Source organism: Pelagibius sp. (assembly GCF_965249265.1).
GTDB lineage: Bacteria > Pseudomonadota > Alphaproteobacteria > Kiloniellales > Kiloniellaceae > Pelagibius.
Window position 1 is genome coordinate 3,138,065 of the sequence record NZ_OZ252224.1, and the last position, 15,213, is coordinate 3,153,277.

Here is a 15,213-nt window from a genome sequence, read left to right on the forward strand (position 1 = left end):
GCGTCTTCAGGGCACGGCCCTGAGATAGCGAATCGGGCGGCCGGCGGTTGCGGCGTTTGCGGCGGCGACAACGGCATCGGTGTCGATCCGGTGATGGCCGTAGAGATCCTGAACCGTACCGGTCTGGCCGAAGTGTTCGACACCCAGGGCCTGCACCCGGTGACCCTGCACGCCGCCGAGCCAGGACAGTGTCGTCGGGTGCCCGTCGAGGAGCGTGACCAGACCGGCGTCGCGGTCGATGGGCGCCAGCAGCTCCTCGATGTGCGAGCGGGCCTGGTGCCGGCCTTCCTGGCGCGCCCGCTCCGCCGCATGCCAACCGGCGGAGAGGCGGTCGGCGGAGGTCACGGCCAACACGCCGACGTCGCGGCGGTCTTCGGCGATCAGCCCGGCAGCGGCGACGGCTTCCGCCGCCACCACACCCTGATAGGCGATAACCACTTGGCAATTCGGCCCCGGCGCGCGCAGCCAATAGGCGCCTTTGATGATGTCTTCGGCCAGGGTTTCTGTCATGGCACGTTTCGGCTGTTCCAGCGGCCGGGTCGAAAGGCGCAGATAGACCGAACCACCCTTCTCGTCGCGCAGCCAGGGACCGGCGGGCGCGCCCTCGCCGTCGCGTTGCATGTAATCGAAGGACCAAGCCATGATGATGGAGAGCTCATCGACGAAGGCCGGTTCGAAAGACGCCAGGCCGTCCTGCGCCAGGCCGATCAGCGGCGTAGAGACTGACTGATGGGCACCACCCTCCGGCGCCAGCGTGATGCCAGAGGGCGTCGCCACCAGCATGAAGCGCGCGTCCTGATAACAGGCATAGTTCAGCGCATCGAGACCGCGCTGGATGAAGGGATCATAAAGCGTGCCAATGGGCAGCAGGCGCTCGCCGAACAAGTGATGGGACAGGCCCAGGGCGGAGAGCAACAGGAAGAGGTTCATCTCGGCGATACCCAGTTCCATGTGCTGGCCTTCCGGACCCATGATCCATTTCTGCGCCGAGGGCACCTTCTCGTCGCGGAAGGTGTCGCCCAGCGGCGTCCGGCTGAAGAGGCCGCGGCGGTTCACCCAGGCGCCCAGATTGGTCGACACCGTCACGTCCGGTGAGGTGGTGACGATGCGCTGGGCAAGGGGCGAGTCTTCCCGCGCCACTTCGTTCAGGATCTTGCCGAAGCCCTCCTGCGTCGACATCACTTCACCCGAGGGTGTCGGCAGTGCGGTGGGCAGCGGCACCCGCGCCGCCTCATAGCGGCGGCGGCCTCTACTGTTAAAGGGCGCGGCTTTCAGAAAACGCTCGATCTCGGCCGGCGGCGCTTCCATCGCTTCAAAAGGTTCCCACTCGTACCCGGGGCGGATGCCCAGTCCGGCGCGGTAGGTTTCCATCTGATCCGGTGTCATCAGGCCGGCATGGTTGTCCTTATGGCCGGCCAACGGCAGGCCGTAACCCTTCACCGTGTAGGCGATGAAGCAGACCGGGCGGTCGTGGTCGATGGCGGCAAAGGCCTCCAGGATCGCCGGCAGGTCATGGCCGCCCAGGTTGGTCATCAGACGCGCAAGCTCTTCATCGCTTCGGGCCTCAATCAACGCCGTTACTGGGCCTTGGTCTCCGAGATCGTCGAGCAACCGCTTTCGCCAGGCGGCCCCGCCCTGAAAGGTCAGTGCCGAATAAAGCTGATTGGGACAATTGTCGATCCAATCGCGGATCGCTTCGCCCCCCGGTTCCTTGAAAGCGGCTTGCAGCAGGTGACCGTATTTGATGGTCACCACCTCCCAGCCCATCGAACTGAACAGCTTGTCGAACTGGCCGTAAAGTCCTTCCCGCGCCACCGCATCCAGGCTCTGGCGGTTATAGTCGATCACCCACCAGGCATTGCGCAGGTCGTGTTTCCAGCCCTCCATCAGCGCTTCATAAATGTTGCCTTCATCCAGCTCCGCATCGCCGACCAGGGCAATCATGCGGCCCTCGGGCACCGTCTGCGACCAGCCCTTCAGGCGGACATAGTCCTGCACCAGACTGGCGAAGGACGTGATCGCGACGCCCAGGCCGACGGAGCCAGTGGAGAAGTCCACGTCGTCCACGTCCTTGGTGCGCGAGGGATAGGACTGAGCGCCGCCGAAGCCGCGGAAGTTCTCCAGCTTCTCCCGGCTCTGATTGCCGAAGAGGTATTGGATGGCATGGAACACCGGGCTGGCATGGGGCTTCACCGCGACCCGGTCGTCGGGCCTCAGCACGTGGAAATAGAGCGCCGTCATCAGGGTCGCGAGAGAGGCGCTGGAGGCCTGATGCCCGCCGACCTTTACCCCATCGACCTTGGGGCGCAGATGGTTGGCGTTGTGGATCATCCAGGACGACAGCCAGAGAATTTTCTTCTCCAGCGCCTCCAGCATTTTCAGGTCTTGGGTCTCGATCATCGCTTCTATCGGAACTCTCTGCTGAAAGGATGCGGCGCCAGGGCCGCAGATTACGCCAATCAGCCCTGGCAGGACATGCCAAAGACACCAGGAATTTTCTCAATATTGGCACATAGCGATAGAAAATCACTTCTGAGCAGCATAACCATGCCAGGCATGGAGCTTGATGGGATCGACCGGAAGATTCTGGCGGCGCTTCAGGCCGACGGCCGCCTTAGCAACGTCGAGCTGGCCGATCGGGTTGGCCTCTCGCCTTCACCCTGCCTGCGCCGCGTACGGCTGCTGGAGGAAGCCGGCATCATCGACCGCTATGTGGCGCTGGTCGACCAGCGCAGCGTGGGCCTGCCGGTCTCGGTCTTCATCTCGATCAAGCTGGAGCGCCAGCAGGAAGAGGACCTGGACCGCTTCGAGGCAGAGGTCAGCGCCTATCCTGAGGTGCTGGAGTGCTATTTGATGACCGGCACCCAGGACTACCTGTTGCGGGTCGTGGTGGCCGATCTTGCGGCTTACGAGCGTTTCCTCAAAACCAAACTGACCCGGGTCGGCAATGTCGCCGACATTGAGTCCAGCTTCGCCCTGAAGCAGGTGAAGTATACCAACGTGCTGCCGCTCTCGGTCACAGATCCCTGAGGCGAAACGGTGGCGCCCAGAAACCGCTAACCCTCGTGGCCCGACCATTGACGCTCCAGCGACTGCCGGATAGCGTGCCCGCCGAACACGATTCCCAAGAAAACAAAGACTCTGCGCTTCCGGGGAGGAATTTCGACTATGCAAAAGTCTCGGCGCCGCTGCCTCTCAGCCACCTTACTGACTCTCGGTCTCTCTTTGGGCCTCTGGGCCACGGCCCTGCCCGTCCAGGCGGCGGAGAAGATCACCATCTCCGCCCTCACCTTCGTCTCTTCCTCGCCGCTCTTTATCGCCCAGGACAGGGGCTACTACGCCGACGAAGGCCTGGAGGTCGAGTTCAAGTTCTTCCGTGCCGCACAGCCGGTCGCCGTCTCCATTGCCTCCGGCGATGCCGACTTCGGCGTTACCGCCTTCACCGGCGGTTTCTACAATCTGGCCGGCAAGGGCGCCCTCAAGGTCATCGGCGCCCAGAGCCGGGAGGAGCCGGGTTACAACTTCTCTGCCTACATCGCCTCCAACCAGGCCTATGACGCCGGTTTCGACAGCCCGGAGAAGTTCCCCGGCAAATCCCTCGGCATGACGCAGAAAGGTTCCTCCTTCCACCTGATGATCGGCATGCTGGCGGAGAAGCTGGGCATCGACCTGGATGAGATTCAGCTTAAGTCGCTGGAGAAGGTGCCGAACATGATCGGCGCGATCAAATCCGGCCAGGTCGACTCGATCATCCTGCCGGCCCATATCGCAACGAAGCTGGAACGCGACGGCTCCGCCCGGATCATCGGCTGGGTGCAGCAGTACACGCCTTATCAATTGGGCGGGCTCTTTACGTCGACCCGAAACGTCGAAGAACGCCGCGATGTGGTGGAACGCTTCGTGCGCGCCTACCAACGCGCCGCGGCCGACTATGCCGCGGCTTTCATGCAGGTCGATGCCAGCGGCGAACGGGTTTTCGGGGAAAAAGCCGAAGCGCTGATTCCCATAATCGAGAAGTACACCAAAACCAAGCCCGCCTCGATCAAAGCCGGAGCGCCGTTCATCGATCCCCAGGGCCGCCTGAAGGTTCAGTCGATCCATGATCAGGTGGCCTGGATGCAGGCGCAGGGCCTCGTTGCCAAAGACGTCGATCCGGCAGGCTTTGTGGACCTCAGCTTCATCGAGGGACACCTGGACGTTCCGACGAACTAGGCGCCGCCGCGGGCCGCGACCATGGAACTGCGTCTCGAAGGGATCAGCCATCGCTACGATGCGCTGACGGTGCTGGAAGACATTTCGCTGACCGTGGAGGAAGGCGAGACCCTCGCCCTCATCGGCCCCTCGGGCTGTGGCAAGTCGACTCTGCTCGGTATCCTCGGCGGCCTGTTGCAGCCCAGCGCCGGCAGGGTGGTCGCAGAGGGCGCGGTGCCGGCGAGTTGCCTCAACCCCCTCACCTATGTGTTTCAGGACTTCGCCCTGCTGCCCTGGCGCAGCGTGGCGGACAATGTTTCCCTCGCCCTGGAGCATCACCAGCTTTCGGCCAATGAACGAAGAGAGCGCATTGCCGAGGTGCTGCAACGCACGGGCCTGAGCGACTTTGCCGCCGCCTTCCCCGGCCAGCTCTCCGGCGGCATGCGCCAGCGTGTGGGCATCGCGCGCGCCCTGGCGGTGATGCCCGCGGTTCTGCTGATGGACGAACCGCTCTCCGCGCTGGACGCCCAGACCCGCGATCTGCTGATGGAGGATTTCCTCGACCTCTGGGTCCGCGAGCGCACCACGGCGGTCTACGTCACCCACAACCTGAACGAGGCGCTGCGCCTGGCGGACAAGGTCGCCGTCCTTTCCCGCCGCCCAGGGCGCTTGCGCGAGATCGTGCCGCTCACCATTCCTCAGTCCGAACGCGGCAGCAGCGCAGCCCTGGCCGAACTGGCCCGGTTGCACGACCACCTTTGGGGCCTGATCAAGGACGAAGCCCGCACGGCGGAGCGGGAGGTGGCCGATGTCTGAGACGGGACAAAGAGGCGGCGCTATCCGCTTTCGCGGCGGCGGCTTCGCACCGGGTCAACGGCGTGGTCCGGCCATCGTCGTCTTCGCCGCCCTGATCGCGGTCTGGCAGGGCGGCAGCAGCCTGGGCTGGATCAACCCGCTTTTCCTGCCCAGCCCGATGAACATTGGCGAGGCGCTCTATGCCGTCGCCGTGAGCGGCGAGCTCTGGCGCCACGTTACCGCCTCGTTGGGCCGTATCCTCGGCGGCTGGGCGCTGGGAACCTTCGCCGGTCTGGCGCTGGGCACCGCCATGGGGCTCTTCACCCTGGCCCGCTCCATCGGCCTGCCGCTGGTCTCGGCGATCTTCCCGGTCCCCAAAATCGCGCTGCTGCCGCTCTTCATTCTCTGGTTCGGGATCGGGGAGCCGTCGAAACTTGCGACCATCGCGCTCGGCGTTTTTTTCCCCACCGCCATCAACTGTTACAGCGGGATCGACGGAGTCGCCCGCAACCTGATCCGCATGGCCCAGTCCTTCGACCTGCCGCCGCGGGATATCGTCCGCAAGGTGGTGCTGCCGGGCGCCATGCCGACGATCATCGCGGGCTTTCGCATCTCCTCCTCTGTCGCGCTGATCCTGGTGGTTGCTGCGGAGATGATCGGCGCCGAGTACGGCCTCGGCGCCTTCGTATTGCAGGCCGGGCATCTCATGGCCACCGACCAGTTGCTGGCCGGCGTGGTTTGCCTTTCCATTCTGGGGCTGTTGTTCGGCGCGGCGATCAGCGCGGTGGAGAAAAGCCTCCTGCGCTGGCGCTGAATTTTCTCGCCGCTCCGGGAAACGTTTTCCCGAATCTCATCGTAACTCCTCTTGAACACCGGGGGCCAAGAAACGGAATTGCTCAACGAGTGAACCGCGCCTTGGCTTTCCGCGACCCAGTCAGGATGATCTGTTTACCAAGAGGAGGCGCAAAGATGTGGCGCAGGCTTTTCAGCGGTTCGACGCGCAGGGGCACAAAAGGACTCGATAAAGGGGATCTACTGCGCCTGGCGATGGCTGTTGCGGTGGTTTTTGCCGGCGGGATCACCTGGCGCTACAGCCAGACCGAGACGGTGGTACAGGTGGAAACGACCCTGTGGTCGCAGCAGGCTCTTCAGATCCTAGGCCCGCTCGCCCTTTAAACCCGACCTCTCGCACAGTTGGGAAATTGCAGGGAATCGATTTGGCGAGGTGGTCTAAAACCCCTCGCAGTGCTTGGGGCCGATCAGGCTAGAAGTTGATCAGACCGAAAAGATAGGTCACGCCGACCACAACGACGACGGCGACCACGATCCCTTCGATCCAGCGCCAAACCCGACGGCGTTCACTTCCCTCTTGTTCGCTTTCGATGACAGACCGATACATCACGCCTCTCCCCTCTGCCTTCTGCTGGCAGTTGCCTTGACCCGGCAACCTTTTTTGCGAGACCCGGGGCTCCAAAAGAAACCTCCACGGCACCACCGCAGACTATTAGAGTATCAGACTACGGCCTCAGCGCCAAACCGCTGCAAACCTGAAACAGTCAGCTCTCGGCCCTGCATGGTTATGGCCCCTGGGGATGCAGGTTTTTTATCCTATACCGAGAATTCCCAGCTCACCGGCCCGCCGTCTCGCAGCCCGGCCAGCGAGCGCTCCGGCCCCACTTCGGCACCGAAAACATGAGCGACATGCCGGCCCTTCCCGGCACATCAACCAAGGCGGCAGTATCTAGCCAAAACGATTAATTTAAGAAATCCAGGCTATGCGGGACCTGCAGGTCAGTCTTGCGCAAATCTGCCGCCGCACTGCAACATTTTTGTTGCATTAGAAACAGGGTAACGGTATCAACCCGCGCATGAGCAATTCTACAAAAAATTCGAAGCCTAAGTCCGACCGCTCATACGAGAAGAAGCGCCGTCCCTGCCTCATGTGCCGGACCGACTTCGTGAGCACTTGGCCGGGCGAGCGCATCTGCCAGTCCTGCAAGTCGACCAGCGCTTGGCGCGAAGGGATCGCCGCCTAGCGAGCCTCTGGCCTTTCGGCCAACAGCACGCTCAGGGGAAAAACGAAGCCCGCCTCCCTGGAAGAGGTGAAGGTCTCGCCGTTTTCTTGGCTGTTTCCTCCCGTCCACGTCTGCGCTGACCGATTGTATTGTTCGGCCTAAATGGCGGCAAACTGGCGCGCGCCTTTGGCACCTCGTCCCGGTCGGCGACTACCGCAAAGACTCTTCGGAACTGCCGTAGGTTACGCGACCGGCCTTCACCCGGTGCGCAGTTGCTGGAGAAACTCGTCCAGTTTGGAGCGAAGGACCTGGGACCCTTTCGAAAGCTGGTCCGAAGCCTCCAGCACATCGCCGGCTGATTTGCCGGAATTCGATGCTGCCTCGGCAATACCGGAGACATTGCTGGTTACCTCCTGGGTACCCCGCGCCACCTCTTGGGCGTTTCGCGAGATTTCCCGTGTCGCGGCATCCTGTTCCTCGACCGCAGCGGCGATGGCCGCCGTCGTGCTGCCAATATCCTCAATGATGCCGCGCACCGCCTCGATAGCCGACACGGTGTTACCGGTAGCCGACTGCATGTCGCCGATCTGGGTCCCGATCTCCTCGGTCGCCTTAGCGGTCTGATTGGCAAGCGACTTCACCTCGTTGGCGACCACGGCGAAGCCCTTGCCCGCTTCGCCGGCCCTTGCGGCCTCGATGGTCGCATTGAGCGCCAGCAGATTGGTCTGCTCGGCGATATCCTGGATCAGGTTCACCACGTCACCAATCTTCTGGGCGGCTTCGGCCAGGCTGTTCACCGTCGCGCCGGCTGTTTCCGCCTCCGTCATCGCCTTGCCGGAGATCTCCCGGGACTGGGAAACCTGGCGCGAGATTTCACCGATGGAACTGGAAAGTTCTTCCGAGGCCGAGGCGACGGTCTGCACATTGCCGGCCGCGTTGTCCACCGCAGAACTGGCGTTGCCGGCACGCTCGCTGGCCTGACCGGCCGCTTCGGAGAGACCTTCGGCTGTCGACCGCAACCGCCCGGAAGCGGCGGAGACCTCGTTCACCACCGGATCAAGGCTCGTTTCGACGTCTGCCGCAAGGGCGATCAGTGCTTCGCGCTTCTCGCGCTCGCCGCGCTCCCGCTCCCCTTTCTGCGCTTCATCAAGGCGGCGGGCCTCCTTGCCCTGATCCTTGAAGACCAGGACAGCGCGCGCCATCTCGCCGAGTTCGTCGCCACGGTCGGTCCCGTCAATCTCGACGGAAAGATCTCCGGAAGCCAGAACACTCATCTGATCGGTTATCGAGGCGACCGGGCCGGTGACGCTACGCACGGCAACGAAGACGACGCCCGCTGTGGCAATCATCAAAACGACAAAGCCGATCACCGCGGCCATAAACATCTGCCAGGCCTGCCCTTCCAACGCGAACACCTGCGCCTGCAGGTCGCTGGCGAGCCGGTCTTCGACCTGCTTCAGGAGATTGATCTTCTGGGTGATGGCATCGAACCAGTGGGCGCCTGTAACGCCACCGAGCGAACCGCCGTAGGCGCTCTCGCGTGCCACGTTGCGAAGGCCCGCCACTTCATCGACAACAGGACCCTTTAACGTCTCCTCGTAATACGCCTTCTGTGCCGGTGAGGCGTAGGCGAAGAAGTTACTGAGGAACGCCTGTTGCTGGGCAATCAGCGAGACGAAGCGCTGATGTATCGCGGGGGCGAAGTCCCCTTTGCCAAAACCGTTCGCGCCCATGGCACGCTCGATGCCGGTGCGCTCCTTGGCTTGCAAGAGGTTGATGTAGGCAACAATGGAGTTGGTGACCTCCACATTGCTGCTGAGCACCGCCATCTCTCCCACAGTATCCAGCAGTAAGGAGATGGTCTTGGTGTAGTATTTCGCCATCTCGCCAACGGTCAGGGAAAGGCCGCTGACAGCGGTCCGCTGCTCATTCAACTGGGCAACCATATCCAAGGCAGCCTGGAACTTGCCCTCGAAAACAGTGCCGAAACTATCGATGTGGGACACTTCAGCGACTTCATAAAAGTGTTTGAGCTGCTGATCCGTCAGTTCGCGCTGCTTGGTCAGCTTTTCCGCGAAAGCCCCCTCGCCCTTCTTGCCGATGAAGCCGGCGGAAATGCCCCGCTCCTTCTGCAGTTCATGGACCAGCGCAGAGACGTCCGGCGCCAGGACCGAAAGATCGTGAAGGCGCTGCATGTCGCGCGAGATCTGTACCTGCTCGCTGATCAAGATACCCGACGTCACCAATACCCCAAACAACGGCAAAGCCAGTGCAATGCCGATCCGGGTGCGAATTTTGAGACTGCTGAGAAGAGTTTTCATAATCTGAATGCCTACACACAGAGCGCCGGGTGAACGCCAACATGTAGACAAAAAATGATTACTTCATCGTTTACACTCTCTCTTTCCAGCTGCGAAGACCAAGCGGAAGCGTCATCTCCTCGGCCGTAGATTTGCCGGCAAGTAGAAAGCCTGTATTAAAGCGCCCGCTACTATGCCGGCGGCTCGCGCCCGCTGAGTCTCAGTTTTTCAAACTTGAGAAAGACAAGTCCGCGGTCGCCAAACCAGCGCCCGTCGAGAAAGAACGCGGAGAGGGGATTCTGCGGCGGCTTAGGACTTTATATCCAGCAGGGTGTCAGTCACTTCGTCCTGCGTCCGGATGGCGGCCGCATTAGCTTCATAGGCGCGCTGCGCCTGAATCTGGGTCACCAGTTCCTCGGCCAGATTGACGTTCGGCCGATTGACCAGCCCCTCTGAATCGGCATCAGGGCTGCCCGGCTCATAGGTTTCGACAGAGGCGGGCGACACCGGCCGCACCTCACCCCTGACTCCGCCGCCGCTGGTGGTCACATCCTGAACCCTTTTGGGCTGGAAGGCGCCGGGCTGCTGCTGAGGGCCATCGGGATCGACGCCTCGGCTGCGCATATCTGCCACATTGTCAGCCGAAACGGCCAAGCGCTTACTCTGCGCCATAAGCCCGGAAACCGAAATCGCGAAACCCTGAATCATCCTGGCACCGATCGCCATTATCGAATCACCTTAGCCTACACGAATCGGAATTCTTATTCAAATATTTGATATTATTGGATTTTTTCATAAAACTTTAGACAAAGCCGAGCCTTGCAATCCCTGCATAGGCGCCATACCTATACTTTCCAGATATATCTCGACCCGATATATGATGATATACCTGAGGTCGATTGTTGTCGGACCCTGATTTTTGCATTCACCGGAGACCTAGCGGCCATGGACGTCAAAATTCTTTGCCTGGGCGTGCTCTCACGCGGCGAAGCCAGCGGCTACGAGATCAAAAAGGCTTTCGAGGAAGGGCCCTTCAGCCACTTCCATCAAGCCAGCTTCGGTTCGATCTATCCGGCACTGAATGCTTTGAGTTCGGAAGGCCTGGTTGAATGCCGGGCCCAGGCCCAGGAGAAACGGCCGGACAAGAAGATCTATTCCCTCACCGCCAAGGGCCAACAGACCTTGACCAACGCCCTGCTCACCGAACCGGACCATGACCGTGTGCGCTCGGATTTCCTCTTTATTCTGTCCTTCGCACAGTTTTTGCCGCCGGCGCGTGTCGCAGCGCTGATTGACCAGCGCATCGCCTGGTATCGAGAATCCCTGGAGCGGATGGAGGGCTGCGCCGCAGCCAACACAGCGCCGCCCGGTGCGGCCTTCGTGCGCAACATGGGCATCGCCGTTTACCGCACCGCCGCCGAGTACCTTGAAAACAACCGCGACGCCTTGATCGCAGAAGTATCAGCGCCCGAGGTGCTGGTCGCAGAGTAATTCGCCCGAGGAGGTAAACGCATTGCCGCATTGCTGCGTACAACTCCTTGAAATCGCAAACACAGGAAAAATGAGCGCCCCCCCAAGATGAAACGCTCCTTTATCTTCGCAGTTCTTCTGGCCATCGCGGCAACGGCCTGGATTGTCTCGGGCCAGTTCGGCGACAGCGACGCCCAACCCGAGGCACAGAAACCGCCGGCGGACCTGACCGCCCTCGATAATCCGCCGGAGGTGCGTGTACGCCTGTCCAAGGCGCAGAACCACGCCGTGGTCGATTTGCTGCGCGGAAGGACAGAGGCCAACCGCTTGGTTGAGATCAAGACGGAAACCTCCGGCCGGGTAGCGAAGCTGATCGTGGAAAACGGTACCAGGGTTGCCGCCGGCGAAGTCATCGCGGAACTCGACCCCGGCGACCGGCAGGCCCGGCTCGCAGAGGCCAAGGCGCTGCGCGCCCAGCGCAAGATCGAATATGAAGCCGACCGGAAACTCTCCCAGAAAGGTTTCCGCGCGGAAACCCAGATGGCCGCAACGAAAGCATCTCTCGAGGCTGCCGAAGCCGCCGTGAAGATTGCCGAGGTTGAGCTCTCCTACACCGTCATCCGCGCGCCCTTCGACGGCGTGGTGGACGACCATATGGTTGAGATCGGCGACTTCACCGACAAGGGCGACTCCTTGGCGCGGTTGGTCGAGCTTGATCCGATGCTGATCGTCGCTCAGGTCAATGAGCGCGAAGTCCAGCGTCTCTCCGTCGGCAACCCGGGTCAGGCCCGTCTGATGACCGGTGCGGTGGTCGACGGCACCATCCGTCATATCTCTTCGGTGGCCGATCCGGCGACAAGAACCTTCCGTGTCGAGCTTGAAGTGCCCAATCCCGACGGCACTATTGCAGACGGCATGACGGCGGAGATTGCCCTTCCGCTTGAGGAAGGCGAAGCGCATCTGGTTTCTCCGGCGATCCTTACCCTGGCGGACACAGGCGTGATCGGCGTGAAGTCCGTCGACGCAAACGACACCGTCATCTTTCACCCCATCCGCATCGTCGACACCAACCAGGAAGGGGTTTGGATCGTCGGGCCACCGGCTGAGACGACGCTGATCACCGTCGGCCAGGAGTACGTTAACGCCGGTGACGTCGTCCGCCCGGTCGAGGAACAGGCGATCAGCGCGCGCATGCGGGAGCTTGGCTCTTGAACGCGATCATCGACGCAGCCATCGGTCATGCCCGGACCGTCATCCTCGCCCTGCTGCTGATCCTGGTGGCCGGCAGCTTCGCCTATGTGTCCATCCCCAAGGAAGACTCGCCGGACATCAACATCCCGACGCTTTACATCGTGCTGGCCCACGAAGGCATTTCGCCGGAGGATTCCGAGCGCCTGTTGATCAGGCCGATGGAAAAAGAGCTGCGCAGCATCGAAGGGGTGAAGGAGATGACTTCCACCGCCTACCTCGGCGGCGGCAATGTCATTCTTGAGTTCGACGCCGGATTCGATCCGGACATCGCCATGGCCGACGTCCGCGAAAAGGTCGACCTCGCCAAACCGGAACTGCCCCAGGACGCCGAAGAACCGACGGTTCACGAGATCAACCTCAGCCTTTTCCCGGTTCTGACCGTTACCCTTTCGGGCAGCGCGCCGGAACGCACCCTGCTGCGTATGGCCCGCGACCTGCAGGACAAGATCGAAGAAGTCTCCTCCGTCTTGGAAGCCGATATCGGCGGCGACCGCGACGAGCTTCTGGAGATCATCGTCGATCCCCTGGCGTTGGAGAGTTACAACCTCAACGCGGCCGACATCCTGGACATCGTCGCCAAGTCCAACATCGTCGTGGCCGCCGGTTCCCTCGACACCGGCCTCGGCCGGTTCCCGGTAAAGGTTCCAGGCCTCTTCGAAACCGTAGACGACATTTTCAACACACCGGTGAAGGTGAATGGGGACGCGGTGGTGCGCTTCCGCGACATCGCCAGCCTGCGCCGGACCTTCAAGGACTCCAGCGGCTTTGCCCGCATCACCGGTCAGCCGGCAATTGTCTTGGAGGTCTCGAAGCGGACCGGTGAGAACATCATCGAAACCATCGAGCAGGTGCGTGCCGTCGTCGAGGCAGAGCGTGAGAACTGGCCGGAAAGCATTGTCGTCTCCTACAGCCAGGATAAGTCGACGGACATCCGCAACAACCTGCTGGACCTCCAAAACAATGTGTTGAGCGCCATCCTGCTGGTCATGGTGGTGGTGGTAGCCGCGCTCGGCCTGCGCTCCGCCGGGCTCGTCGGTATCGCCATCCCCGGATCCTTCCTGACCGGCATTCTGGTGCTTTCCATCGCCGGGCTGACCGTCAACATCGTGGTGCTCTTCGCCCTGATCCTGGCGGTGGGCATGCTGGTCGACGGCGCGATCGTGGTGACCGAGTACGCCGACCGCAAGATGAGCGAGGGCCAGGACAAGAAAGCCGCCTACGGCCTTGCGGCAAAGCGCATGGCCTGGCCGATCATCGCCGCCACCGCGACGACCCTGGCCGCCTTCCTGCCGCTGATGTTCTGGCCGGGGGTGGTCGGTGAGTTCATGAAGTACCTGCCGCTGACCCTCATCGCCACTCTCAGCGCCTCCCTGCTGATGGCCCTGATCTTCGTACCGACACTGGGTTCGGTCTTCGGCAAGCCCGGCGGGGCCGTGGATGCCAAGACCATGAAGACCCTGGCCGCCGGCGAATCCGGCGACCTGAACGCGGTGGGGGGATTCACCGGTTTCTATCTGAAGACGCTGGGCGCCGCTCTTCGTCATCCGGCAAAGGTCCTTTCCGTTGCATTTCTTTTGTTGGTCGGCGTCTGGGTCGGCTATGGCACTTTCGGCAAGGGGGTCGAGTTCTTCCCCGATGTGGAGCCGCAGAACGCCATCATTCAGGTTCATGCCCGCGGCAACCTCTCCATCGAGGAACGCGACACGCTGCTGCGCGAGGTGGAACAGGAAATCCTGGACCTGCAGCGCGAAAAGGGCGAGTTCCACGCCATCTATGCCCGTTCCATGGCGTCTTCCGGCACCCAGGGCGGCGATGAGGCCGAAGACGTCGTTGGGATAGTCACGCTGGAGTTCACCGACTGGTTCCTGCGCCGGCCGGCGGACGAGATCCTGAGCGAAATCCGCGAGCGCAGTGCACTTCTGGCCGGTATCTTCATCGAGCCGCGCAAGGAGGAATCCGGACCGCCGGTCGGCAAGCCAGTACAGATCGAAGTCTCGTCAGCCAACCCGGCGCTGATTGAGCCGGTGGTTCGACAGATCGGCGCGGCAATGAGCGAGATCGGCGGCTTCGTGGACGTAGAAGACGGCACCCAGATCCCGGGCATCGAGTGGGAACTGGTCGTCGACCGTGCCCAGGCCGCCAAGTTCGGTGCTGACATCAGCCTGATCGGCAGCTATGTGCGGATGATCACCAACGGCATGAAGCTGGGCGACTACCGGCCCGACGACAGCAAGGAAGAGATCGATATCGTCGTGCGCCTGCCTGAGCAGTACCGCACGATCGAGCAACTCGACCTCATACGGATGCAGACCGAGTCGGGCCTGATCCCGATATCGAACTTCGTCACCCGGGTCCCCAAGCAGAAGGTCGGCCTGCTGCGCCGCACCGACAGCCGCCGCGCCATGACCATCAAAGCCGACGTTGCGCCCGGTTTGCTTGTCGACGACAGGGTGCAGGAAGTGCGCGGCTGGCTCGCGAACCAGCGTTTCGACCCGCGGGTGATCATCAACTTCAAAGGCGAGGATGAAGAGCAGAAGGCAGCCCAGGATTTCCTCGGCAAAGCCTTTGCCGTCGCCCTCTTCCTGATGGCGATCATCCTGGTGACCCAGTTCAACAGCTTTTACAGCGCCTTCCTGATCCTCTCCGCCGTCATCATGTCGACGGTCGGCGTGATGATCGGCTTGCTGGTGACCAATCAGCCCTTTGGCATTGTCATGTCGGGTATCGGCGTCATCGCCTTGGCCGGCATCGTGGTGAACAACAATATTGTGCTGATCGACACTTTCGACAGGCTGCGGGAGACCACCTCTTCCACCCGCGAGGCGATCCTGCGGACAGGTGCCCAGCGCCTGCGCCCGGTTTTGCTGACCACGATCACCACCATCCTCGGCCTCATGCCGATGGTGCTGGCGATGAACATCGACTTCTTCTCTCGGACGGTACAGATCGGCGCCCCCTCCACCCAGTGGTGGCGTCAGCTTTCCACCGCCATTGTCTTCGGGCTTTCCTTCGCCACTCTGCTTACGCTGGTGGTGACGCCGAGCGCCCTGATGCTGCGTCACAACATCGCGGAGGCCTTCGCACGGCGGCGCAGAAAGAAGACGTTGCCCGAAGGCTGGCCGTCGGGTGACGACAGCGGCAAGGAACGTCCCTCTACCGGCGGACCCGGCGTGCCGGAGGCAGCGGAGTAG

The 15,213-nt window shown here is 62.0% G+C and carries 12 protein-coding genes; 8 read left to right on the forward strand and 4 right to left on the reverse strand.

What is annotated here, in order from left to right; translation table 11 throughout:
* Positions 1 to 6: 6 nt before the first annotated feature.
* Entirely contained in the window at positions 7 to 2,400 is a 2,394-nt protein-coding gene (locus ACP146_RS14935; RefSeq protein ID WP_422367544.1) for a transketolase, read from the reverse strand.
* 147 nt (positions 2,401 to 2,547) lie between these two features.
* Between ACP146_RS14935 and ACP146_RS14940 the strand changes: the two genes are divergently transcribed.
* The 5 genes from ACP146_RS14940 (at position 2,548) to ACP146_RS14960 (ending at position 6,162) form a co-directional block, all read left to right on the forward strand.
* Complete coding sequence (locus ACP146_RS14940; RefSeq protein WP_422367545.1) at positions 2,548 to 3,030, forward strand: Lrp/AsnC family transcriptional regulator; 483 nt, start codon at positions 2,548 to 2,550, stop codon at positions 3,028 to 3,030.
* A 138-nt stretch (positions 3,031 to 3,168) separates the two neighbouring features.
* Positions 3,169 to 4,212: an ABC transporter substrate-binding protein gene (locus tag ACP146_RS14945; RefSeq protein WP_422367546.1), complete on the forward strand. Its 1,044-nt coding sequence runs from the start codon at positions 3,169 to 3,171 to the stop codon at positions 4,210 to 4,212.
* 21 nt (positions 4,213 to 4,233) lie between these two features.
* Entirely contained in the window at positions 4,234 to 5,007 is a 774-nt protein-coding gene (locus ACP146_RS14950) for an ABC transporter ATP-binding protein (RefSeq protein WP_422367547.1), read from the forward strand.
* A complete protein-coding gene (locus tag ACP146_RS14955; protein ID WP_422367548.1) occupies positions 5,000 to 5,800 on the forward strand; it encodes an ABC transporter permease in 801 nt (266 codons plus the stop codon). Before ACP146_RS14950 ends, ACP146_RS14955 begins: the two co-directional genes overlap by 8 nt.
* 155 nt (positions 5,801 to 5,955) lie before the next feature.
* The gene (locus tag ACP146_RS14960; RefSeq protein ID WP_422367549.1) at positions 5,956 to 6,162 is read left to right on the forward strand and encodes a hypothetical protein; all 207 of its coding nucleotides are present in this window, start codon (positions 5,956 to 5,958) and stop codon (positions 6,160 to 6,162) included.
* Between the two features lie 88 nt (positions 6,163 to 6,250).
* On the opposite strand, the gene ACP146_RS14965 is transcribed toward ACP146_RS14960, so the two are convergent.
* The 3 genes from ACP146_RS14965 to ACP146_RS14975 all read right to left on the reverse strand — a co-directional run bounded on the left by ACP146_RS14965 (position 6,251) and on the right by ACP146_RS14975 (position 10,027).
* Positions 6,251 to 6,385, reverse strand: coding sequence for a hypothetical protein (locus ACP146_RS14965; protein WP_422367550.1), 135 nt, complete (start codon positions 6,383 to 6,385; stop codon positions 6,251 to 6,253).
* An 873-nt stretch (positions 6,386 to 7,258) separates the two neighbouring features.
* Positions 7,259 to 9,322: a methyl-accepting chemotaxis protein gene (locus ACP146_RS14970; RefSeq protein ID WP_422367551.1), complete on the reverse strand. Its 2,064-nt coding sequence runs from the start codon at positions 9,320 to 9,322 to the stop codon at positions 7,259 to 7,261.
* 288 nt (positions 9,323 to 9,610) lie between these two features.
* The gene (locus tag ACP146_RS14975) at positions 9,611 to 10,027 is read right to left on the reverse strand and encodes a flagellar basal body rod protein FlgC (protein WP_422367552.1); all 417 of its coding nucleotides are present in this window, start codon (positions 10,025 to 10,027) and stop codon (positions 9,611 to 9,613) included.
* Between the two features lie 219 nt (positions 10,028 to 10,246).
* On the opposite strand from ACP146_RS14975, the gene ACP146_RS14980 reads away from it, so the two are divergent.
* The 3 genes from ACP146_RS14980 (at position 10,247) to ACP146_RS14990 (ending at position 15,213) form a co-directional block, all read left to right on the forward strand.
* Entirely contained in the window at positions 10,247 to 10,792 is a 546-nt protein-coding gene (locus tag ACP146_RS14980; RefSeq protein WP_422367553.1) for a helix-turn-helix transcriptional regulator, read from the forward strand.
* A gap of 87 nt (positions 10,793 to 10,879) precedes the next feature.
* Positions 10,880 to 11,983, forward strand: coding sequence for an efflux RND transporter periplasmic adaptor subunit (locus ACP146_RS14985; protein ID WP_422367554.1), 1,104 nt, complete (start codon positions 10,880 to 10,882; stop codon positions 11,981 to 11,983).
* Positions 11,980 to 15,213, forward strand: coding sequence for an efflux RND transporter permease subunit (locus tag ACP146_RS14990; protein WP_422367555.1), 3,234 nt, complete (start codon positions 11,980 to 11,982; stop codon positions 15,211 to 15,213). The genes ACP146_RS14985 and ACP146_RS14990 overlap by 4 nt, the downstream gene beginning before the upstream one ends.

Bases quoted from the DNA above. Each gene is read 5' to 3' on its own strand.
- ACP146_RS14935 (WP_422367544.1), bottom strand. From the start codon at position 2,400: ATGATCGAGACCCAAGACCTGAAAATGCTGGAGGCGCTGGAGAAGAAA.
- ACP146_RS14940 (WP_422367545.1), top strand. From the start codon at position 2,548: ATGCCAGGCATGGAGCTTGATGGGATCGACCGGAAGATTCTGGCGGCG.
- ACP146_RS14945 (WP_422367546.1), top strand. From the start codon at position 3,169: ATGCAAAAGTCTCGGCGCCGCTGCCTCTCAGCCACCTTACTGACTCTC.
- ACP146_RS14950 (WP_422367547.1), top strand. From the start codon at position 4,234: ATGGAACTGCGTCTCGAAGGGATCAGCCATCGCTACGATGCGCTGACG.
- ACP146_RS14955 (WP_422367548.1), top strand. From the start codon at position 5,000: ATGTCTGAGACGGGACAAAGAGGCGGCGCTATCCGCTTTCGCGGCGGC.
- ACP146_RS14960 (WP_422367549.1), top strand. From the start codon at position 5,956: ATGTGGCGCAGGCTTTTCAGCGGTTCGACGCGCAGGGGCACAAAAGGA.
- ACP146_RS14965 (WP_422367550.1), bottom strand. From the start codon at position 6,385: ATGTATCGGTCTGTCATCGAAAGCGAACAAGAGGGAAGTGAACGCCGT.
- ACP146_RS14970 (WP_422367551.1), bottom strand. From the start codon at position 9,322: ATGAAAACTCTTCTCAGCAGTCTCAAAATTCGCACCCGGATCGGCATT.
- ACP146_RS14975 (WP_422367552.1), bottom strand. From the start codon at position 10,027: ATGGCGATCGGTGCCAGGATGATTCAGGGTTTCGCGATTTCGGTTTCC.
- ACP146_RS14980 (WP_422367553.1), top strand. From the start codon at position 10,247: ATGGACGTCAAAATTCTTTGCCTGGGCGTGCTCTCACGCGGCGAAGCC.
- ACP146_RS14985 (WP_422367554.1), top strand. From the start codon at position 10,880: ATGAAACGCTCCTTTATCTTCGCAGTTCTTCTGGCCATCGCGGCAACG.